Source organism: Oceanobacillus sp. B139/18 (assembly GCF_055524595.1).
This window is the reverse complement of sequence record NZ_JBVFXI010000008.1, coordinates 75,231-96,945: the sequence shown is the minus strand read 5'-3', so window position 1 is coordinate 96,945 and position 21,715 is coordinate 75,231. Positions and strand designations below refer to the sequence as shown.

The window sequence follows — 21,715 nt, the reverse complement described above, 5'->3', positions numbered from 1 at the left end:
TATGGACTTTTTATTTAACCTCTGTTTCCTTCACTACAGCTCCCAGCGAGCCTTCAAAATGTCCCAGCGCCCAATCATGCCCTGCCTGGTTAAAGGAAGCAACCGCATCTTTATACACAATAATGCGAAAACCCTTATTATAAGCATCTACTGCGGTATGCAGCACACAAATATCGGTACATACACCAACCAGATGTACTTCTTCAATATTTCTTTCCCGTAATTTTATTTCTAAATCTGTGCCGGCAAAGGCAGAATATCTTGTTTTATCCAGATAATATACGTTTTCTTTATCCCGATTTGCTTCATATGTTTCCTGCAGCTGTCCATATAGGTCCCTTCCGCTTGTCCCACGGATATTATGGGGCGGAAACAGCTTCTGTTCTGGATGATAAGCATCGTCTTTATCATGCACATCTACTGCAAAGACGGTATAATCGCCTTCCTTGATAAATCGCTCCGTTATAGCAACCATCCTATTTTCCAAATCCTGACCGGGTTTCCCGCATGTTAATGCGCCGTCATCTGCCACAAAATCTACCGTATAATCAATATTTATCAATGCTTTTTTCATGAATTATTCCTCATTTCTTAAATGTTATGAAGCTGGTAATGATAATTAATGAATGCTATTTTATCTCTCCATCAGTTACTTTTCCCAATCCTCCAGTACACCCCAAGCAATATCCGGTTCTCCATTCAACGATTTCATCGTGCCTACATATACTTTATTTGTTGATTTGCCAATTTCCATATAGTGTTTCATCATTTCTTTCGTAGTGGCAGTGACTGCCTGATGAGCAATATCCTGCGCATTCACCCAAGATAACTCTCCTTCATCACTTTCAAGTAGATTAGAATGGACTGATACGCTTCCAAAATAGACATATTGGATTCTAATTTCACTGTTATTTCTCATTCTGTGTACAACATAGCGAAGTCTCAGATTGTTTAACTGCTTCTCTGTTAATCCTGTTTCTTCTTTAATCTCTCTTATACATGCATGATATGGTATATTTATTTCCCCCGTTTCCATATGTCCGCCAATCGGAACTTTCCTCCCGGGGAGAAAGGGGCTATTTGATTTTTTCTGAATAAACAAAACTTCCTGCTTATCATTAAAAAGAAAAGCGACCGCCATTTGCCGAAGCTTCATTATATTTCCTCCCGCCATTTTAATTTGATAAAGCTTCTATACAAATAATAACCGCCCTTTTTAAATCATCATGGCTCCAGCTGGGGATTTTTCCATGCTCGATTGCAAGCTCATGGGAGGCAGGAAGATGAATAAAACCAGCAGCTAGATGGCGGTTATTTGTCTTCGCATAATGCAAAGCTTGATACATTACATGATTACAAAGATAGGTTCCCGCTGTGTTCGAGATTTCAGCAGGAAGACCTTGAGCTTGTAATTGTTCAACCATCCTGCTTATCGGCAATGTAGAGAAAAGTCCGTCTGCTCCATCCTCTTGTATCACTTCATTTTCCGGCTTGTAACCTTGATTATCCCTGGGTCCGTCATTCACATTAATGGCAATGCGTTCTGGATTAACCTTGAACCTGCCGCCGGCAAGCCCAAGCAAAATAATAGCATCAGGTTTCGTCTCCTCTATTAATTGGAGGAGCTGCTTCCCAGCCTTACGAAAATCTACAGATAACACATGGGAGATAACCGTGTAATCACCCATCACTGCCCCGTTTAATTCTCCTGCAATTTTCTTCGTTGGATTCACAGAAAAATCGAGAAAGGGTTCAAACCCAGTTAACAACAGCTTTTTTGTCATCTACTGCACCTGCCTTGTTTAAAAATATATATTTGATTTCAGTATAGCATACGATATGTGATTTCTAATTGAATGTAATCACTAAACCCACCTCATCATAACCGTCCCGATATACAGACGCTGCCTCTTCCAACAATGCAGTAAACCATGATTTCAACTGCGATTCATCCACCTGTTGAAACCATAAAATGCTTTATCTTGACAGTTAACGATATATCGCTTATTATTACATTGCGATATATCGTTAACTTTAAAGTAAAAAATAATAACAGGAGGAATATATTATGTTTCAACGAGAAGAACATCCCTTTTTCCAAAAGCAGGCTCATTTTAATCATCATCCTTTTGCTGGAGACAACACATTTCATAAGGATTTCTTAAAACGGAATAAATTTGGAATGGGGAATGAACATTTTGAAAGACGAGGCGGCCCTCATTTCTTTGCAGGACATGACGCTAGAGGCGGAGGCCGTGGCGGCGAACGTTTTTTCAAACGCGGAGATATTAAAATTGTTTTGTTGAAGATATTACAAAAACAGCCAAGACATGGCTATGACATTATCAAGGTACTGGAAGAAAAATTTAAGGGTTTTTATTCACCCAGCCCCGGTTCGGTTTATCCAACCCTGCAAATGCTGGAAGATCAGGATTTTGTAGAAGCCGTTAAAGAGGGCAGGAAAAAGGTATATCACATTACCGAGGAAGGCAATGCCTATTTAGACCAACATCAGAAGGAGGATCCGTTTGTTTCACGGATGAATCAATTTGAAAATATAGATATTGAGGAAATGCAGCACTTACGATCTGAGATGCAACAGCTATTCCATGATTTCTTTAAGACAGGTCGCCAGGTTATGGACAATCCCGAAAAGAAAAAACAGCTGCAGGAGCTGCTTGAAAAAACACGGGAAGAGCTTTTAGAAATTGCCGGCGATGAGAAAACAACGGATGATGAATAATCTAAAACTTCATTCCATGGGTGCAAAAAAAACATGGAATGAAGTTTTACTTTATCATTTATTTAATCTATCTGCTGCAACAGCCAAGCTGAATACCTGTATAGATACAAAGATATTAGCTGCCATTGCTAGAATATACATACATCATTTCCGAAACCGATACCCCACGCCCCAAATCGTTTCAATAAACTGCGGCAAGGACGGATTCTCCTCTATCTTCTCCCGGATTTTCCGGATATGAACCGTCACGGTCGTATTATCTCCGACAGCATCATATCCCCAAATTTGTTCAAATAAATGCTCTTTCGTGAAAACGATATTCGGATGAGATGCTAGAAAATACAATAAGTCATACTCTTTTGCAGTAAATATTTTCTCTTCATTATCCAAAAAAACCCGTCGTGAATCAGGATCCATCATCAAGTTCCTAATATGAATTTCATTTAATTTCTTATCACGTTTGGTTAAGCGGTCGTATCTTGCCATATGTGCTTTCACTCTTGCGATCAGTTCATTCGGATTAAACGGCTTTACAATATAATCATCCGCTCCTCTGCCAAAGCCGCGGATTTTATCAATATCTTCTTTCCTGGCCGTCACCATCAATATAGGCACATCCAATGTCGCCCGCAGCTTTTTACATAAATCAAAACCATCGATACCCGGCAGCATGAGATCTAATAAAATAAGGCTGTAAGAATTCGCTGCTGCAAGTTTCAACCCCTCTTCTCCAGTTGCAGCAATATCACTTTCAATTCCATTTATTTCTAAGTAGTCTCTTTCTAATTCTGCAATATCCTTCTCATCTTCAATAATCAATACACGTTGCATTTACTTCATCCTTTTCAATGTGAAATAGATACTCGTTCCTTGCCCACGCCGGCTCTCTGCCCAAATCTCTCCCCCATGCGCTTGAATGATTTTCGCAGCAATCGATAATCCCAGACCGCTTCCGCCGGTTGCAGAGTTCCTCGAAGCATCTGTCCGGTAAAAGCTTTCGAAAATATAAGGAATATCCTCCTCCCTTATCCCGCTACCATTATCTCTCATTTCTACAAAGATTCTACCTGTATCAGACGTCAAATTCACTTGAATTTCCTTCTGCTTTTTATCGATATATTTTAAGCTATTTTGAATAATATTCATCACAACTCTTCGTAATTTTTCCCGGTCTGCTTCCATTATATAGTCTTTCTTAGGATCAGCTGCTAAAATCGCTTTTCCATGCTCCTTTTCCAAATTAAAGGCCAGTTCCTCCATAAAATCCGCATAAAAGGCATATAAATCTACTTTTTCAAATTGAAAGGCTTCCTTTTTTAAATCAAGTTTGGAGTATAGAAATAATTCATCAATCATTCCGTCCATATCATTGGCTGTTCTATAAATCGTATCCATATACCTGTCCAGCTTCTCCGGCGTGTTCGCTACCCCGTCTTGAATCCCTTTCACATAGCCTTTGATGGAGGTCAGCGGCGTTTTTAAATCATGAGAGATACTGGCAATCAGCTCCTGCCGGTTCGCTTCATACCGCTTTTGCTCTCTATCCGCTTCTTTCAATTTAAGGCGCATGGTCTCAAATGTATTCGCAAGCTCGCCTAACTCATCTTTTTTATCCGACTGAACGCTGTATTCCAAATCGCCTTCACTGATTTTCTTAGCTGCAGTCGATAATTTAGAAATAGGGTTGATAATACTCCTGGACATAAAATAAGTCAATAAACCATTAGTCAGGATTAAAATAAGAGCAATTGCAATAAATCGAAATTGAACAAAAACCTTTAAATCATCCCCTTGCGGATTGCCATTAAAAACAACAAATAGGAGGTACCCGAGAACAATTTCTGCTATCAACAATAAAGCACCCGGGATAAGAATCATCGCTATATTAGATAAAATCAGCCGCTTTCTGATAGACAATGGAAACACCTTCTTTCCCTTCCATTATAATAAAATCCAGACAGCCATGCTGTAAAAAGCAGAAACAGCTGTCCCTTCTTTTATCCTTGACGAAATGTCTAGAATCTATAAAAGGACGCTTTTCCTTCGTTCGGAAAAACGTGTTTTTCAAGCAACTATCACTTTTTATATGGTATTGCTGCAGCAATGACACCCAGTACAAATCCCCAAACAATATTGGTAATAAAAACACTGACGAATGCAATTGGATTTGTCAATGGCCCCTGTAATCCGCCGTCAAGAACAGGCGACAGGATACCGCTGAGGATAATTGCAAAAGCTGCGTAGCTGATTCCTGCTAAAACAAGCACTGGAATTGGATTAGATACCCTTTTCTTTATGACAATAAGAATCCAGGCTATGGAGATTAGGATTGTCATCACAATACTTCCTACCGCTTCACTGCCAAAGATATGGATTAATCCGGTTATTTTCATCAATGGTCTAATAAGTGCTAACACACCTAACCCTAAAATAAGTGTTCTAGTTTGTTGCTTTGCTTGGTTAGTTGTCATTTACAGTCATTTCCTTTCCAAATATATTTTTCGGCTTGCTTTCATGCTCCCCGTTTAGTTGTTCCTTACATCATCCGATAGGATAGATAGTACATCCCATCTATTATCAATTTCTAAAGCATTTATTAAATTTTTCTTAAACTGCAGGGAAGCGTCTAGTTAATGAAAGAAATGAAAATCGATAAACGCAAAAATCCCGCTTTCCTTTATTGGAAAACGGGATTTTCATGTATTATGAAGCAATGCTAATGAAATTATGCCGGGTGATGCTGGACAAATATTTCAAATGTAGATATTTCCGAACCAAGAATCGGGTTGTCTTCTTTTTCTTGTTTATCCTGTGATTCATGGGCTTTTCTTGTTTCTCTGCTTTCTCTCCAAACTTCAAAAGAAGCGTGATCTTCCCATGTTGTGCAGACCTGCAGTTCATCATATTCCTCTGCGTTCTCTTTTATCAGTACCTCCATGAATACAAATCCATTAAAGGTATGCACCGATTTAGCCTTGCTGAATAACGCTGCGACCTCATTTACTTTTCCTTTTTTGACGCGTAATGTATTTACAACTTTAATCATCGTTCACAGCCTCCTTTGATTTGGATAATCATCCTTATATCTATTCTAATACCGTCCCTGCTTGTTTTCCACCCATTTCCGCATGCTGAAGGAGCGGGATGCCATGTGGATCTCTTGCATGAAGCGCACTTTGCTGACTTTCAACAAAATCATGAACAATAGCTAAACTCTCATTCCCTGATCAAAAGCTTATATTCAATACAAATCGCGAAATTATTCGAGCCAAATTATTGTGCAGGGATTTTCTATGCAAACTGCGTCTAAAAAAATCACATCAAAGGATATTTCCGGGGAAATAATGTCGAAAAAAGTCACATGTATCATGTTTAATGGATTGTAAGACTCCAAATGCAATGGATATACCGCATCATTCTGCCATATTGAAAATAAAAAGAAATATGTCATTTCCCACACCACAATAGAACAAAGTATGGCGATTTATGGAAGTAACAGCTGCGAGATGATATAAAACCCCCTCCTTTAAAACGGAAACCTAACATAAAACACCTCTCATCACGCAACCTGACAAGGTTAAAGCTATTTTGTGAAACGTTTCACAAATATGTAACAGGTTTTTTTATCACAAATACGCCGAAAAATGCTATGCTTAAATCAGAAAAAACAAAGGGGTGATAAAAATGATTCTAAATGAATGGAAAGAGTTTAACACGGATGCTGAATCGTACTCACAAGAAATCTTTGAACAGCATATCGGCGACACTTTTGAAGCGATGTGTCTGGAAGAAGGTCATGATATACCAAATTATATTTGGACGAAGCATTATACCGTAGTTATCAAACCGAATACATGTCTCATTAAAGATATAGCTTTTGTCAAAGTCCCCCGTCACCCGTCAACAATGTAGTTTTATTTTTTTGGAATATCATGCTCAATGTTTCACAAACTAATATAAAGGAGCTTTTAACATGATTACAAAAGAGCAGATGAAACAGGAAGTAACCGTTGAGGAAAGTATTGATAAGCTGGTCCAGAACGCGCAGACAGCATTAACCGAAATGCGGCAGTTAAATCAGGAGCAAATCGATAACATTGTAAAGGAAATGGCGCTTGCAGGATTAGATCAGCACATGGAGCTCGCAAAATTAGCTGTCGAGGAAACCGGCCGCGGCGTCTATGAGGATAAGATCATCAAAAATATCTTCGCCACCGAATATGTCTATCATAATATCAAGTATGATAAAACGATTGGTGTCATCAGCGAAGATGAGCAGGAAGGCATGATTGAAATAGCTGAACCAATTGGTGTGATAGCCGGTGTAACGCCTGTAACGAACCCGACTTCTACCACCTTATTTAAATCTATTATATCTATTAAAACAGGAAACCCGATCATCTTTGCCTTTCATCCATCTGCCCAAAAATGCAGCTCGGAAGCGGCAAGAGTCGTCCATGAAGCAGCTGTCAAAGCTGGTGCGCCAAGAAATTGTATTCAGTGGATTGAAAAGCCGTCTATTAAAGCAACGCAGGCACTCATGAAGCATAACGGCGTCGCAACCATTCTGGCAACTGGCGGACCGGGAATGGTGAAATCGGCATACAGCTCCGGAAAACCGGCATTAGGCGTAGGGGCCGGAAATGTTCCCTGCTATATCGAAAAGTCAGTCAATGTGAAACGTGCAGTTAATGATGTCATTCTATCTAAATCCTTTGATAACGGCATGATTTGTGCCTCTGAACAAGCAATCATCGTCGATAAAGAAATCTATGAGCAGGTAAAACAGGAAATGATAGATAACAACGTATATTTCTTAAACAAAGAGGAAAAAGCAAAGGTAGAAAAGCTGGTCATTAATGCGGACACCTGTGCCGTGAACTCTGTTATTGTTGGGATGAAAGCATCGAAAATTGCTGAGATGGCTGGTATTCAAGTTCCTCAGGATACGAAAATACTTGTTGCTGAATTAACCGGTGTGGGAGCCGAGCATCCGCTTTCCCGCGAGAAGCTGAGCCCCGTCTTAGCTGCTTATAAAGTAAACGGCACCGAAGAAGGGCTGCAGCGCGCGGAGGAAATGCTGGAATTTGGAGGTTTGGGACATTCTGCCGTACTTCATTCCGATAATCAAGAGATACAGGATGCTTTCGGTAAAAGGATGAAGGCAGGACGAATCATCTTAAATGCCCCATCTTCTCACGGAGCGATTGGCGATATCTATAATGCTTATATGCCATCACTGACACTTGGCTGCGGCTCATACGGCGGCAACTCTGTTTCCTCCAATGTAGGGGCAATGCATTTAATGAACATTAAAAAAATGGCGAGAAGGAATGTAAATATGCAATGGTTCAAGGTACCTCCTAAAATCTATTTCGAAAAAAATGCGGTTCAATATCTGGCGAAAATGCCAAATATATCTAAAGCTTTTATCGTTACCGATCCGATGATGGTAGAATTAGGCTATGTAGACAAGGTACTCTATTATCTGCGCAGACGCCCGGATTATGTTCACTGTGAAATCTTCTCTGATGTAGAAGCAGACCCATCAAAGGATACCGTCATGCGCGGCGCAGCAGCAATCGATGCCTTTCAGCCAGATGTCATTATTGCACTTGGAGGCGGGTCAGCAATGGATGCAGCTAAAGGAATGTGGCTGTTCCATGAACATCCAGACACAGAATTTAATGGCTTAAAACAAAAGTTTATGGATATTCGTAAGCGTGTCTATCAATATCCGAAGCTAGGTCAGCAGGCACAGTTTGTCGCGATTCCGACTACATCCGGAACAGGCTCTGAGGTGACTTCCTTCTCAGTAATTACCGATAAAGAGACCAATACAAAATATCCATTAGCAGATTATGAATTAACACCGGATGTAGCGATTATTGACCCGCAATTTGTCATGACAGTGCCAAAAACGGTTACAGCAGATACCGGAATGGACGTATTGACCCATGCGATTGAAGCTTATGTTTCAAATATGGCTAATGACTATACGGACGGACTGGCAATCAAAGCGATTCAGCTGGTGTTTGAATACCTGCCTCAAGCGTACCATGATGGCAGTAACGCTTTAGCAAGAGAAAAAATGCATAATGCTTCTACGATAGCCGGTATGGCATTCGCCAATGCGTTCTTAGGAATCAACCACAGCCTGGCCCATAAATTAGGAGCCCAATTCCATATTGCACATGGCCGCGCCAATGCTATTCTCTTGCCGCACGTGATTCGATATAATGCCAAGAAACCGACAAAATTCGTTTCATTCCCTAAATATGAGCATTTTATCGCTGACAAACGCTATGCAGAGATTGCACGTGTATTAGGGCTGCCAGCAGCAACAACAGAACAGGGAGTAGAAAGTCTTGTGCAGGCCATCTACCAATTAGCAGAAGAATTAAATATTCCGATGAGCATCGCGGAAAATGGTGTCGATGCCAAAGAATTTGAAGCGCAGGCAGATGACCTTGCCGACCGTGCCTTCGAGGATCAATGTACCACAGCGAATCCTAAATTGCCGCTTGTAACGGAATTGGCTGAGGTTTACCGCCAGGCGTATAAGGGATAGTTCATAGCAACAGATAAATCATAAGAACGGTATAGCGAATAGAGCTATGCCGTTTTTTGTATGTTATAACATCTAAAAGTATGTTATATTATTAGATAATGATTTTCTAAATAAAACAGAAGAATTTATAAAGGAGGAAGGCGATGAAGGAAATCACAGAGTATATCAGTAAAAACCTGCAAACCATCCGCAAAGAACGGGGCTTAAGTTTAGATAAAACGGCAAAACTCACTGAAGTAAGTAAAGCCATGCTTGCACAAATCGAGCGCGGAGACTCTGTCCCAACAGTAACCACACTCTGGAAAATTGCCAATGGTCTGAAAGTATCCTTTTCATCTCTGATCAGTCAACAGACAAATCCGATTAGAGTAGTTAAAAAACAAGACAGATATTTGGTTACCGAAGCAGAAAACCATTATAGAGTCCATGCAGCTGTACCTTTTTCCCCGGAAAAGCAATTTGAAGTTTTTATGGTTGAGCTGGACCCTGAAAATGAACATAAATCATCTCCTCACAATCCAGGTGTGGAAGAGCACGTATTTGTACAAGAGGGTCAATTAGAAATGGATATTGACGGTACTGTCGAAAAAATTGAAGAAGGAGAAGCAATTATTTTTGACGGGAATCAAAACCATATCTACAGAAATATTGGTGACAAGATACTTCACCTTCTTGTTTTAATCTATTATGCAAAATAAATAGTTTCCATTGTTTGAAAGCGAGTGAATGAAATATGTCTTTAAATGAACATCTATCTACGTTGAAATATGCCTTTCCAAAAACGTTGCCGATACTGGCAGGGTTTACTTTTTTAGGCATTGCTTATGGGGTTTACATGCATTCTTTAGGGTTTCCGCCAATCTATGCCATCCTCATGAGTGTTCTTATTTTCGCCGGTTCCATGGAATTTGTAGCCGGAAGTCTGCTATTAGGGGCATTTAACCCATTCAGTGCATTTCTATTAACGCTAATGATTAATGCCAGACACCTTTTCTATGGTATCTCTATGTTAGATAAGTTCAAAGGAACCGGCAAGAAAAAAATGTATCTCATCTATGGGATGTGCGACGAATCCTTTGTTATTAACAATACCGCCCGCACACCTTCGGATATAAATAGCGGATGGTTTATGTTCTATGTCACCTTATTAAATCAAATCTATTGGGTCAGCGGCGCCACTGTCGGCAGTTTATTCAGTTCGCTGATTACCTTTAATACGGATGGTCTGGAATTCGTGATGACGGCCTTGTTCGTGGTTATCTTTTTAGACCAGTGGATGAAAGAGCGCAATCATATCAGCTCCCTCATCGGGATAGCCGCTTCCGTTTTATGTTTAATTCTATTTGGCACAGAAAACTTTATCATTCCTGCCATGCTTATCATCTTGATTTTTCTGAGCATCATTAAAAAGTTCATTACAAAAAATGAGGTGATTTCATCATGATGTCAATCACCCAGCAAATCATTATGATTGCTTGTGTAGTTGCAGGCACCTTGTTAACGAGATTCCTGCCGTTTATAATTTTTAAAGCAGATAAGCCTACGCCAAAATATATTAAATACTTAGGATACGTCTTACCGCCAGCTGTATTTGGATTATTGGTTGTTTATTCCTTAAAAGATGTGCAGGTTACATCATTAGAAGGCTTCCTGCCAGAGCTTCTGGCAATTGGGTTAATTATTGGCCTGCACTATTGGAAGCGGAGCATGCTGCTGTCTATTGCGGGCGGGACCATATTTTATATGTTTTTGGTACAGGTTGTTTTTTGATGTGAGAAAACGAGGGTTAAGTAAACATACCTTCTGCTTGATTATATTCGCATTTTAATTACTTATAGAGGATAGGCAGTAAGCACACATCACAAATAGCGTTTCACTGCATATCCTCTATTATTTTTGTTCTGCTTTATTCAAGGTTAGCATGCTTACCATACATCTTATGTGAATCCAACCCTTTTTTCTCCATACAGCGCAGAATCAAGGCATCATAAAATAATAAGGATGTTTGTTCAAAAAGAGAGCCCATCGGCTGAATCGTCTTATAATCGCCTTCAGACTGATCTTTCGTTACCCCTGGTAATTCAATCGTAATATCAGCTAACTCACCAATAGTGGATTGAGGAGAAATGGTTACAGCCGCAACAATTCCTCCAAGGCTTTTTGCTTTCTCAGCAATAGCTCCTAATGTTTTCGTTTCCCCTGAGCCTGATCCGATGATTAATAAATCATCCTTCTCTAAATTAGCCGTTACCGTCTCCCCTACTGCATATGCTTCCAGACCCATATGCATCATTCGCATGACAAGGGATTTCGCCATGAATCCGGATCTTCCTGCACCAGCCACAAAAACCTTCTCGGATGCTAATATCTGATTTACTAATTTCTCCGTTTCTAAATCAGAAATAAGTTCTGCTGTTTGACTAAGTTCTTGAACAATGTTGGTTAAATATTGGGTTGTTTTCATCTTTACATTACCCTTGCAAGATTAATTCTTTCATTTCGCTTGCAGCAGCTTTTTTATCTTCTTTACTTGTGATTCCTCCGCCTACGATAACTAAATCTGGCTGATGCTTCACGACTTCAGCAAGTGTTTCTAATTTGATTCCGCCTGCAATCGCTGTTTTTGCATTCTTGACAACGCTCTTGATGGTGTGCAGATCTTCAAAGGAATTTTGCCCTACAGCTTGCAGATCATATCCTGTATGAACGCAAATATAATCCGCACCGAGTTCATCCAGCTCTTTTGCACGCGTTTCGATATCTTTTACAGCAATCATATCCACCAGGATTTGTTTGCCCTGCTTTTTCGCTTCTTCTACAGCGCCTTTAATGGACTCATCCTCTGCAGCACCAAGAATGGTGATAATATCCGCACCGGCAGCAGAAGCTTGGCTTACCTCGTATCCAGCCGCATCCATAATTTTTAAGTCTGCTAATACTGTTAAGTCAGGAAAAGCAGCCTTTACTTCCTTCACCGCTTTTAGTCCTTCATTAATCACGACAGGTGTTCCAATCTCTACCACATCGACATGCTCTTCTACCTCTTTTATTAAATCAATTGCTCTTGGAATATCGACAAGATCTAGCGCTAATTGTAATTTCATTATTTTCGCTCCCTCATTTTCTAAATTTATTGTGCTAAATGGTTTTTAGAAGGAAAGCTCACGTATTACCGCTTCAAACCCTATTTACGCATCAGCATGTCATCAAGTATACTGAGTATATCTAGAAATGAGAAGTACGCACTTTTACCGCATATAGTGCTAAAAAGTATACCATTGAAGGAAATAAAGCAGAGGTGAAGGAAATGCCGAATTTAGGAGAGAAAACTTTTAATTGTGAAAAGGAATTAACACTTGCGGTCATTGGCGGGAAGTGGAAAATGCTGATTTTATGGCATCTGGGCAAGGAAGGGACAAAACGTTTTGGTGAATTAAAGGCGCTGATGCCCGGGATTACCCAAAGAATGCTTGTTAATCAATTACGCGAGCTGGAAGACCATTTAATCGTTCACCGTGAAGTATATCCCGTTGTTCCGCCCAAAGTAGAGTATTCTCTTACAGAGCACGGCGAAAAGCTGTTGCCGATTTTAGATGCAATGTATGAATGGGGCAAGGATTATATTGAGAATGTGTTAGAAAAAGAGGATCAGACCGCTATGAAATAGATACATTCTTGTTAACATGCTATGTGGTAATTATTTTTTATCACGCTTCATTTACAGCAAATGTATGCCCAAGCCTTGAACAGCGATAATCGTTCAAGGCTTTTTATGCGCTTCATTATTTTAGCCCTTTTGCAATAAACTCGAAAAAGGACTAAAATAATCAAATAGACACTTAACCAATCCATGACAATACACATTGCGTCGACAAATTTGTTTAACTGCCCTTTTTCCGGCAGAAAATACGACTGTAATTTACATACATAAGGTGATGCATACAATGACAGAAACGATTCGTAAACCATGGTTGTTCATTTTAACGATTGGGCTTGGAACACTGCTCAATCCGTTAAACTCATCGATGATTTCAGTGGCATTAACACGATTACAGAATGAATTTACATTAACCTTCGCGGATGCTTCCTGGCTGATTTCTATCTTTTACCTCGCAAGCGCAGCGGGGCAGCCTGTCATGGGCAAATTGAGTGATATGTTTGGTCCGAAAAAGCTGTTTATGGCCGGGCTCATTATCGTAGCAGCCGCATCGATATTAGCTTCCTTTTCACCAAACTACCCGTTTCTATTGGGCTGCCGTGCCTTGCAGGCGATTGGGAGTTCGACTTTATTCCCCAGCGGCATGAGTATGGTTCGGACACATATTACAAAAGGACAAGGGAAAGCATTGGCTGTATTATCGATCTTTGCTTCCACATCTGCTGCTTTCGGTCCTTCTATTGGCGGATTTTTAGTGGCATCTTGGAATTGGCATTCCATTTTCCTGATTAATTTTCCGTTTATTATTTTATCTTTTTTGCTGGCTCTTTTTATTTTACCAAATACAGGACAAGGAGAATTTGAGGCAAAACGGATTGATTTCAGCGGCATCCTTCTCTTTATTATTGCGATTGTAGGATTGATTCTGTTCTTGCTTTCGCTGGATCAGAACATTCGCTGGTGGGCATTATTGCTCTTCCTATCTGCTGCTGTCGGCTTTTACTTTTTCGAGCTTAAGCAGGAAGAACCCTTTATTGATGTCAAAGGGTTAACAAAAAATCGCTATGTTTCTTTTATTTACTTACAATTCATGAGTATTAACCTGATACATTATTGTTTCTTTTTTGGATTTCCAACTTATCTGCAGCAGGTTCGTGAATATAGCGAGCAGCATACGGGCGTAATTATGTTGTCACTGGCAGGATTCGGTGTCATTGTTTCGCCCTTAGCCGGCCGTCTGATTGATAAATACGGTTCTAAACTGCCGATGGTTATCGGTGCATTATTACTTTTGGGCGGTACGGGACTGCTTTTAACGTACAATGATGCATCCCCTTTAATCTGGCTGCTTATTATTATGGCTGTCCTTGGCATGAGTAATGGATTTAATAATATCTCTGCACAAACAGCACTTTATGAACACGTGGATCCAGAGGACACGGGATCCGCTTCCGGGTTATTTCAAACCAGCCGCTATTTGGGTTCAATTTTATCCTCCAGCCTCCTTGGTTTAACATTTAATCGTCATTTAGATACAGAGCACCTGCATCTCGTTGCAATGATTTGTTTTGCCTTTTGTATAGTTGTCGTGGCTCTGGCTTTTAAGCTTCCGGGGAAATTGCGGGGTAAGGACGCATAGGGAAAACAGCAATCCTCTATTTTAAAATAATGGAGGTTTGCTGTTTTTAACCTTATCTGCTTCATTCACAGCGAATGTCCAGGCTTCTTTCTTTAATCATTCTGCTTAGGAAGTAATTGATAAAAATAGTAATATGCCAATTTTAAATGCACTTCCTCTGATATCTTTTGATTTCTTTTCCTTGTTTTTTGGTGACACTACGAACGTTACGAGACTTGAATAAACCTGCACTTTGTGTATAATGGAAATTAACTTCATTATATAAGAATGTTTTCTAGGGTTCCGCAATGCGAATTGGTCTGGTCCGAGAGAAAACTCACAGCCTGAGCTGTGCCACGGAAGGACAAAAGCCTGGGAGAGACTGTTTATACAGTTGTCTCCCAGGCTTTTTTGTTTTTTATTGGGAAGAATAAACGCGGAGGTGTTATCTACATGAATATGGTGTGGTTACAAGTAATTATCGCAGCAGTTATTGAAGTTTTTTGGGTGATTGGACTAAAGCATGCCTATGATTTTTGGACTTGGACAGGGACAATTATCGCGATCATTCTCAGCTTCTATTTAATGATCATGGCTGGGAAGAAGCTTCCTGTTGGAACGGTTTATGCTGTTTTTGTCGGACTGGGAACAGCAGGAACAACATTTGCAGATATTGCTTTCTTCGGAGAGCCGTTTCAGTTCATAAAGATTCTTTTGATTGCCATTTTATTGACTGGTGTCATTGGTTTGAAGTTAGTAACGAAAGACAAAGAGACAGAAGGAGCTGAATCGTAATGGCCTGGACTTCATTAATTATCGCTGGATTATTCGAAGTAGTTGGTGTAACGATGATAAACAAGCTGCATAAAGATCGTAATTGGCAGGCATTGGTCTTGCTCGTTCTTGGTTTTGGAGCCAGCTTCTTTTTCCTTTCGTACGCTATGGAAACATTGCCTATGGGGACTGCTTATGCGGTATGGACTGGTATCGGCGCCTCTGGCGGGGCAATAGCAGGAATGCTTTTTTATAATGAACCAAAGGAATGGAAGCGAATGGTGTGTATCGCCATGGTTTTAGGAGCGGCTGTCGGGTTAAAATTATTTTCGTAATGCATCTCTAAAAAATAATTTTCACTGCTTATATCAATTTATTGGTTATTAAATCTATATTCAAACTTAAATAATGCAGCCTCACTGCTTGCTCAAATATCAAAGAAGGAAGTAGTGAGGCTTTCGTTTTATCAACAAATTTAAAGCCAATTAAATTTGTTGATACAGCTCCCTTTTTTGATTAACTTCCTGTCTTCTAAAGTGAATAAAAGAAATTGAACAAGCCAGAAAGCATGTCCCCGCTAAAAAAATAAATGCATGCTTCATGGATAAATGCTCATAAATACTCCCGCTAATTATTGGAAAAATTGTCATTCCCAGCGCATAGACAGCTTGAAAGAAGCCCATTGCAGTAGAACGCTTTTGGTCAGGAATCGACTGCATAGCACTGGAGGTCAGGAGCGAGAACAAAATTCCAGTACCTAATCCCGGTATCAGTTGTAAAAGGCAAACAAGCAAGATAGAATTTGTCTGGGGAACCAGTACACAGTAAATGCCGAGGAAGAGAAAGCTGAAACAAATCCATAACTTCATAGACATCATTGCCAGGAATTTAGTCGAAGCCAATCTGGCAAAAACGACTGCTGACAGCATATAAATAATAGACGACATACCAATAACTAGATTGGAGCCGCCCAGCTCCTGAACAATCTGGTTTGTAAAGGACATGGTGGTAGACATTTGCACACCCTGCTGCACTAATGCCAAGAAGGAAAAAAGAACTAAGCTTTTATTTGCAGTCACCTTTATTAATTCCCTGAAGGAAACGTTATTTGTGTGATGAGATGGTTTGGTTGATTGAAGAAAGAAAGCGAGTACAAAACCAATCAGTCCTGCAGCTAAACTGAAGGCACAAATCATCATCATGCCGACTTTATCATAGAGAAGCGTGCTGGTTACAAAACCAAGCAGCATGCCGGCATTGTTAGCCATAATAATTCTGCTGGTGGCGCGTATCTGATCCTTTTGGTTAAAAAAGCTCATATAAAGAATCATAAAAGAAATCCAGGTGGCGCTTGCAGTTCCTGATAAAATATTCCCAAGGAAAAAACCAATATCATCCGGCAGTAAAACCCTGCTTAGCGAGGCGCCGCCCGCAAATAAAGATCCAAGTATGATAAACAGCTTGTGATTGCTGCTAAGATCAGCCAAAATACCTACTGGCAGCCGGAGCATAAGCTGTGAAATGCCATATGCACCAATAATCATACCTACCAGATTACTAGAAATATTTACCATAATTAAGTAGGTCGTTTGATAGGGAATGTAAACATATTGCGCGAACCAGAAACAGACAACAACCCATAAAATTAACGATGCCTGCTTTTTTTGTGCATTATTCATCTTTTCATTACTCCTTCTATTTTCCAGTGAAATGTTGGGGAATTCAAGGTTTACGCAGCATATAATCAGGCCTTTTTCTCCTGTTTTTTTAGCGGTTTCCCGATTCGTTTCCCCTGCATTTCTAACTGCTTTAAAACAAAGATTTTTCAGTACAATCTCTATTTTCAAAGTTCTAATGCAGTATCATATCCTAAGATTAAAATTTGCACAAGCATCATTTATTTCTTCATTTTTTCCAGAAAAAAAGATTTAAAAATCGCTTGCATCGAAAATGAAAGCGTGTTAGTATATTTGCAAAGCTTCATACTGGAATACATTTGACGTGTTACTGATAATGCAGGCAAGATCAAGTGTACACTTTAATAATCATGGGAAAGCTGTGTTTTCCCCTTGAGATTATTTGTGTGCGTTTGGTCTTTTTTTGTGTCAATATGTGTTCTTCATATTTTATCCGTTGGCCAGTGGATTAATTTTTAGCGAGGGAGAAAAAACATGAACTATCAACAGGTGGCACAGGAAATTTTAAACAACGTGGGTGGAAAGGAAAACGTTTCTGGATTAACCCACTGCTATACACGTTTGCGTTTTACGTTATATGACACAAAAAAAGCAAACAAGGCGAATTTAGAAAAGATGGACGAGGTTATCTCGGTTGTCGAGAATAGCGGCCAGTATCAGGTTGTGATTGGAAATAAGGTGGCGGAAGTACATGATCAAATTCAACTTCTTCTGGGTGATTTAAATAAAGCGGTAAATAAAGAAGAGAATAAAGGGTCTATCGGAAGTCGAATCTTAAATACATTTACATCCATATTTATTCCGATTATCCCGGCAATTGCTGCATCCGGCATGCTGAAAGGAATTCTGGCTCTTGCGGTTATGATTGCAGCTTATTATTGGAATGTGGATATTAAAGAATACAATACGTACCGGATATTAGATGCCACCTCCAATGCTTTATTTTACTTCTTCCCGATTATGATTGGTTATGTAGCGGCGAAAGTATTTAAGGCAAATGAATTAATTGCAATGGTACTGGCAGCAACGCTATGCTACCCGGATCTGGTTGATTTAATGACAAGCGGTTCAGCCATTACGTTTTTAGGAGTTAATGTCACATTAGCAGACTACACCTCAACGGTTATCCCGATCATTATTGCTGTATTTATCATGGCATATGTTCAGCGCTTTTTTGAACGCATTACCCCCGAGGTTTTAAAAATTATTATGGTGCCAACCTTCACGCTATTAGTGATGGTACCAGCGACATTAATTATTTTTGGACCTATCGGCATTCACTTAGGTAACTTCATCAATTGGCTATACTATATCATTATGGATATCAGTCCAACCTTATTAGGTGCTTTTATTGGCGGAATCTGGTGTGTGCTTGTTATATTCGGTGCTCACAAAGCCATTCTGCCAATTGGAATTAATGATGTGGCCCAAACTGGTCAGCAGAATCTTTTAGCATTTGCAGGTGCTGCTAACTTTTCTCAGGCAGGAGCTGCTGCAGGTGTACTTTTAAAAACGAAAAATAAGAAATTAAAAACGTTATCTGCAACGGCAACCGTAACAGCACTTTTCGGAATTACCGAGCCAGCCATTTACGGGGTTAATCTTCGTCTGAAAAAACCGATGATTTATGCAGTAATCAGCGGAGCGATAGGCGGCGGTCTGATGGGCTGGGGCGGATCCTATGGCACAGCCTTTGCCAACCAGGGTTTTTTAACCATCCCGGTCTATATTGAAGCAGGGACAAAAGCATTCTTATGTTATATTATTGGTATTGCGATTGCCTTCTTTGGGGCTGCAGCGATGACGATGTTATTTGGTTTTAAGGATATTCCTGAAGAAGAGGATGCTTCGGATGAAGGCCTTGGAGACAGCGAGGAGGAAGCTCCAAGGACAGGAACAGACACAGAAGTAACTATTCCTTCGCCAGTCCAGGGAAAGCTGATTCCATTATCTGAAGTAAAAGATGAAGTTTTCTCATCAGGCGCATTAGGAGAAGGAGCAGCAGTTTATCCAACAACCGGTGAAGTGGCAGCGCCAGCCGACTGTAAAGTATCTGTTCTCTACCCGACATTGCACGCTATCGGGCTGCAGCTGGAAAATGGCGCTGAATTATTAATTCATATCGGCTTTAATACCGTTGAATTAAATGGAGAAGGATTTGAAGCCCATGTGAGCGCCGGTGATGAGATACGCAAAGGGACCAAAATTGTCTCGTTTAATATAGAAGAAATTGAAGCAAAAGGCTATGATCTCACCACCCCAATGGTTGTCACCAATTCTTCGCAGTTGCAAGGTGTTTCCATTGTAGAAAGCAATACGGATAGAACTGTTTGATAAAAAATAATTAAATAATATATAGGAGTGACGATAATGAAAAATTATTTCAGCAAAGATTTCTGGTGGGGAGCCTCCTCCTCCGCCTTCCAAATTGAAGGAGCATGGGACAAAGATGGCAAAGGTAAAACGGTAGCGGATTACAATGCATTCCAAAAATCAGATGTACAAGCAGATACCAGAGTTGCCAGTGATTTCTACCATAACTATAAAGAAGATATTCTTTTAATGAAGGAACTTGGTTTAAAAGCTTACCGTTTCTCTATTTCCTGGGCGAGAATTATTCCAGATGGAGATGGAGAAGTGAATCAAAAGGGGATTGATTTCTACAACAATGTGATTGATTTCTTATTAGAGAATGATATTATTCCATTTGTGACGCTGTACCACTTTGACCTGCCATTTGCTCTGGTTGAAAAGTACAATGGCTGGGAAAGCCGTGATTGTGCTTTTGCTTTTGAAAAGTATGCAAAAACCTGTTTTGAAGCTTTCGGCGATCGTGTAAAGCATTGGCAGGTGCATAATGAACAAAATCTAATGATTCGTGTTAATATTCGCATGAATATGTATGATGTGCCAAGTGAACAGGCTGAAAAAGTGAGAGCACAAATGGATTATCATATGTTTCTAGCGCATGCGCTTGCTACGAACGCTTGCCGTGAAATGCTTCCAGATGGACAAATCGGACCGGCTGTATCCTCCACCATGACATATCCAAGCTCCAATCGGCCGGAAGATGTGTGGGCAGCCAGAATGAACGATAATTTCAAAACCAATTATGCCTTAGAAATGTATTGTTTCGGAGAGTATCCGGGATACTATAAAGAATATCTGAAGAAATGTGATATTTATCCAGAAACACAGCCAGAGGACGAAGAAATTCTCAAAGCATCGAAGCCGGATTATATCGCCGTAAACTATTACCGTACGCTGGTAGCCAGCTATCTGCCTGCCGATGATGCTCATCCATTCGGAACAAAGGAAAATGATATTGATTTCGACTTATATGGATACTTTAAAATTGAAAAGAACCCAAATCTCGAAGTAACAGATTATGGGATTCAAGTAGATCCAACCGGCTTAAGACTTTTACTAAATGATTATTATGAAAAGTATCGTTTACCGATGATTATCACAGAAAACGGCTTAGGAACTGGCGATCAGCTAACAGAAGATGGTAAAATACATGATGATTACCGGATTGAATACTTAAAAGATCATATTGCCGCATGTAATGATGCCATTTCAGATGGTGTCGAGCTGTTTGGGTATTCCCCATGGTCTGTAATGGACTTGCTAAGCTCCCGTCAAGGCTTTATGAAGCGTTATGGTCTGGTTTATATAGACAGAGAAGATTTTGATCTCAAAGAATTGCGTCGAATTAAGAAGGACAGTTTTTACTGGTATCAAGATGTTATTAAAAATAATGGATTAAATTAATCAGCAAAGGAATAGGAACGTAGCCATGCAGATCGTAAAAGTGATGAACAATTCCTTAGTATTAGCAATCAATGATTCAGGAAATGAATACATCTTAATGGGCAAGGGAATCGGATATAAGAAATCAATTGGCTGCCAGATTCAAGATTCTGAAATAGAGAAAACATTTATCCTAAAAGACAAAACCATTTTGAAGAACTTTATACAGCTGGCAAGTGAGCTGGATGATAGGTATTTTAATCTTGTAAAAGAAATCATTGAATTTGCCACAAAAGAATACGATATGGAAGTGATGGATTATTTATACCTGTCACTGTCTGACCATATTTCTTTTGTTGTCCGCAGATTTCATGAAGGAAACCTTGGAGAGAAATTTACCTATGTGGAGGTTGTGAAATATTATCCAAAGGAATATGCAGTTGGCAGATTCGCAGTAAACCTGATCAATCAAACAATGGGAATAGATCTTCCTGAAAGTGAAGCCTCTGCCATTGGAATGCATTTTGTCAATGCACGTTTAAATTCAGAATCCTATCATGAGGAAGCGCAAATTGCCAAGCTAATCGATCATATTGAAGCAATCGTTCAAAGAAAAGCGAATGCCCATTTCGATAAAGCAAGCCTTTCTTATACAAGATTTATTACGCATCTAAAGTTTTTTGCTGAGAGAATCATCAAAAATCAAATTTTTAAAGACACCGATACTGACATCCTGTTTGATCAATTGAGCCAATCAATGCAGCTGGAGAATAAGATTATTGAAAGCATTACACATTTTGTGAGACAAAAATATGCGATTGATCTGACTAGGCAGGAGAAGCTTTACTTAATCATTCATATTAATCGGATACTAAGAGATGATCCCAATAAATCATAACTG

Annotated in this window: 23 protein-coding genes and 1 riboswitch; of the genes, 13 read left to right on the top strand and 10 right to left on the bottom strand. The window is 39.7% G+C overall.

Features of this window, described 5'->3' with window-relative positions; translation table 11 throughout:
* Window positions 1-10 precede the first annotated feature (10 nt).
* The 3 genes from ACZSMY_RS19935 to ACZSMY_RS19925 form a co-directional block, all read right to left on the bottom strand.
* Window positions 11-574 (bottom strand): cysteine hydrolase family protein, encoded by a 564-nt coding sequence (locus tag ACZSMY_RS19935; RefSeq protein WP_341172395.1) that lies wholly within the window; start codon window positions 572-574, stop codon window positions 11-13.
* 75 nt (window positions 575-649) lie between these two features.
* Window positions 650-1,156, bottom strand: coding sequence for an NUDIX domain-containing protein (locus ACZSMY_RS19930; RefSeq protein ID WP_332094530.1), 507 nt, complete (start codon window positions 1,154-1,156; stop codon window positions 650-652).
* Window positions 1,157-1,175: 19 nt separating this feature from the next.
* Window positions 1,176-1,784 (bottom strand): pyroglutamyl-peptidase I, encoded by a 609-nt coding sequence (locus tag ACZSMY_RS19925; protein WP_332094531.1) that lies wholly within the window; start codon window positions 1,782-1,784, stop codon window positions 1,176-1,178.
* Window positions 1,785-2,068: 284 nt separating this feature from the next.
* Here ACZSMY_RS19925 and ACZSMY_RS19920 point away from each other — a divergent pair, with 284 nt between their 5' ends.
* Window positions 2,069-2,743, top strand: a complete 675-nt coding sequence (locus ACZSMY_RS19920; protein ID WP_332094532.1) for a PadR family transcriptional regulator — start codon at window positions 2,069-2,071, stop codon at window positions 2,741-2,743.
* A gap of 144 nt (window positions 2,744-2,887) precedes the next feature.
* On the opposite strand, the gene ACZSMY_RS19915 is transcribed toward ACZSMY_RS19920, so the two are convergent.
* The 4 genes from ACZSMY_RS19915 to ACZSMY_RS19900 form a co-directional block, all read right to left on the bottom strand.
* On the bottom strand, window positions 2,888-3,574 hold the full coding sequence (locus ACZSMY_RS19915) for a response regulator transcription factor (protein ID WP_341172392.1): 687 nt from the start codon (window positions 3,572-3,574) through the stop codon (window positions 2,888-2,890).
* Complete coding sequence (locus ACZSMY_RS19910; protein ID WP_465148233.1) at window positions 3,575-4,669, bottom strand: sensor histidine kinase; 1,095 nt, start codon at window positions 4,667-4,669, stop codon at window positions 3,575-3,577.
* A 149-nt stretch (window positions 4,670-4,818) separates the two neighbouring features.
* Window positions 4,819-5,214: a hypothetical protein gene (locus tag ACZSMY_RS19905; protein ID WP_256705492.1), complete on the bottom strand. Its 396-nt coding sequence runs from the start codon at window positions 5,212-5,214 to the stop codon at window positions 4,819-4,821.
* A 254-nt stretch (window positions 5,215-5,468) separates the two neighbouring features.
* Window positions 5,469-5,789 (bottom strand): antibiotic biosynthesis monooxygenase, encoded by a 321-nt coding sequence (locus ACZSMY_RS19900; protein ID WP_212928874.1) that lies wholly within the window; start codon window positions 5,787-5,789, stop codon window positions 5,469-5,471.
* A 638-nt stretch (window positions 5,790-6,427) separates the two neighbouring features.
* Here ACZSMY_RS19900 and ACZSMY_RS19895 point away from each other — a divergent pair.
* The 5 genes from ACZSMY_RS19895 to ACZSMY_RS19875 all read left to right on the top strand — a co-directional run bounded on the left by ACZSMY_RS19895 (window position 6,428) and on the right by ACZSMY_RS19875 (window position 11,084).
* A complete protein-coding gene (locus ACZSMY_RS19895; RefSeq protein ID WP_042530880.1) occupies window positions 6,428-6,655 on the top strand; it encodes a hypothetical protein in 228 nt (75 codons plus the stop codon).
* A 61-nt stretch (window positions 6,656-6,716) separates the two neighbouring features.
* A complete protein-coding gene (gene adhE, locus ACZSMY_RS19890; RefSeq protein ID WP_368901717.1) occupies window positions 6,717-9,314 on the top strand; it encodes a bifunctional acetaldehyde-CoA/alcohol dehydrogenase in 2,598 nt (865 codons plus the stop codon).
* Window positions 9,315-9,457: 143 nt separating this feature from the next.
* On the top strand, window positions 9,458-10,012 hold the full coding sequence (locus ACZSMY_RS19885; RefSeq protein WP_465148232.1) for a helix-turn-helix domain-containing protein: 555 nt from the start codon (window positions 9,458-9,460) through the stop codon (window positions 10,010-10,012).
* A 35-nt stretch (window positions 10,013-10,047) separates the two neighbouring features.
* Window positions 10,048-10,758 carry an AzlC family ABC transporter permease gene (locus ACZSMY_RS19880; protein WP_193064200.1) on the top strand — a complete coding sequence of 237 codons (711 nt, stop codon included), beginning with the start codon at window positions 10,048-10,050 and terminating at the stop codon, window positions 10,756-10,758.
* A complete protein-coding gene (locus ACZSMY_RS19875) occupies window positions 10,758-11,084 on the top strand; it encodes a branched-chain amino acid transporter permease (RefSeq protein WP_212928891.1) in 327 nt (108 codons plus the stop codon). Before ACZSMY_RS19880 ends, ACZSMY_RS19875 begins: the two co-directional genes overlap by 1 nt.
* A gap of 136 nt (window positions 11,085-11,220) precedes the next feature.
* On the opposite strand, the gene hxlB is transcribed toward ACZSMY_RS19875, so the two are convergent.
* Together hxlB and hxlA are read right to left on the bottom strand one after the other, a co-directional pair.
* Window positions 11,221-11,778, bottom strand: a complete 558-nt coding sequence (gene hxlB / locus ACZSMY_RS19870) for a 6-phospho-3-hexuloisomerase (RefSeq protein ID WP_193064199.1) — start codon at window positions 11,776-11,778, stop codon at window positions 11,221-11,223.
* Window positions 11,779-11,785: 7 nt separating this feature from the next.
* A complete protein-coding gene (hxlA, locus tag ACZSMY_RS19865) occupies window positions 11,786-12,418 on the bottom strand; it encodes a 3-hexulose-6-phosphate synthase (RefSeq protein WP_465148231.1) in 633 nt (210 codons plus the stop codon).
* Between the two features lie 203 nt (window positions 12,419-12,621).
* Here hxlA and ACZSMY_RS19860 point away from each other — a divergent pair, with 203 nt between their 5' ends.
* From ACZSMY_RS19860 to ACZSMY_RS19845, 4 genes are all read left to right on the top strand, one after another.
* Window positions 12,622-12,981 (top strand): winged helix-turn-helix transcriptional regulator, encoded by a 360-nt coding sequence (locus tag ACZSMY_RS19860; protein ID WP_256705488.1) that lies wholly within the window; start codon window positions 12,622-12,624, stop codon window positions 12,979-12,981.
* Window positions 12,982-13,258: 277 nt separating this feature from the next.
* Window positions 13,259-14,611 carry an MFS transporter gene (locus ACZSMY_RS19855; RefSeq protein ID WP_465148230.1) on the top strand — a complete coding sequence of 451 codons (1,353 nt, stop codon included), beginning with the start codon at window positions 13,259-13,261 and terminating at the stop codon, window positions 14,609-14,611.
* A gap of 263 nt (window positions 14,612-14,874) precedes the next feature.
* A riboswitch (guanidine-I (ykkC/yxkD leader) is annotated at window positions 14,875-14,971 on the top strand.
* 72 nt (window positions 14,972-15,043) lie between these two features.
* Window positions 15,044-15,385 (top strand): DMT family transporter, encoded by a 342-nt coding sequence (locus ACZSMY_RS19850; protein ID WP_276540060.1) that lies wholly within the window; start codon window positions 15,044-15,046, stop codon window positions 15,383-15,385.
* Entirely contained in the window at window positions 15,385-15,699 is a 315-nt protein-coding gene (locus ACZSMY_RS19845) for a DMT family transporter (protein ID WP_042530860.1), read from the top strand. The genes ACZSMY_RS19850 and ACZSMY_RS19845 overlap by 1 nt, the downstream gene beginning before the upstream one ends.
* A gap of 150 nt (window positions 15,700-15,849) precedes the next feature.
* Here the strand turns inward: ACZSMY_RS19845 and ACZSMY_RS19840 are convergent, their stop codons facing one another.
* The gene (locus tag ACZSMY_RS19840) at window positions 15,850-17,043 is read right to left on the bottom strand and encodes an MFS transporter (RefSeq protein ID WP_256705486.1); all 1,194 of its coding nucleotides are present in this window, start codon (window positions 17,041-17,043) and stop codon (window positions 15,850-15,852) included.
* Window positions 17,044-17,535: 492 nt separating this feature from the next.
* Between ACZSMY_RS19840 and ACZSMY_RS19835 the strand changes: the two genes are divergently transcribed.
* The 3 genes from ACZSMY_RS19835 to ACZSMY_RS19825 are packed head-to-tail and all read left to right on the top strand — an operon-like array spanning window position 17,536 to window position 21,712.
* A complete protein-coding gene (locus ACZSMY_RS19835; protein WP_465148229.1) occupies window positions 17,536-19,395 on the top strand; it encodes a beta-glucoside-specific PTS transporter subunit IIABC in 1,860 nt (619 codons plus the stop codon).
* A gap of 36 nt (window positions 19,396-19,431) precedes the next feature.
* Entirely contained in the window at window positions 19,432-20,835 is a 1,404-nt protein-coding gene (locus ACZSMY_RS19830; protein WP_256705484.1) for a glycoside hydrolase family 1 protein, read from the top strand.
* A gap of 25 nt (window positions 20,836-20,860) precedes the next feature.
* Window positions 20,861-21,712: a PRD domain-containing protein gene (locus tag ACZSMY_RS19825; RefSeq protein ID WP_339181445.1), complete on the top strand. Its 852-nt coding sequence runs from the start codon at window positions 20,861-20,863 to the stop codon at window positions 21,710-21,712.
* Window positions 21,713-21,715: the final 3 nt, after the last annotated feature.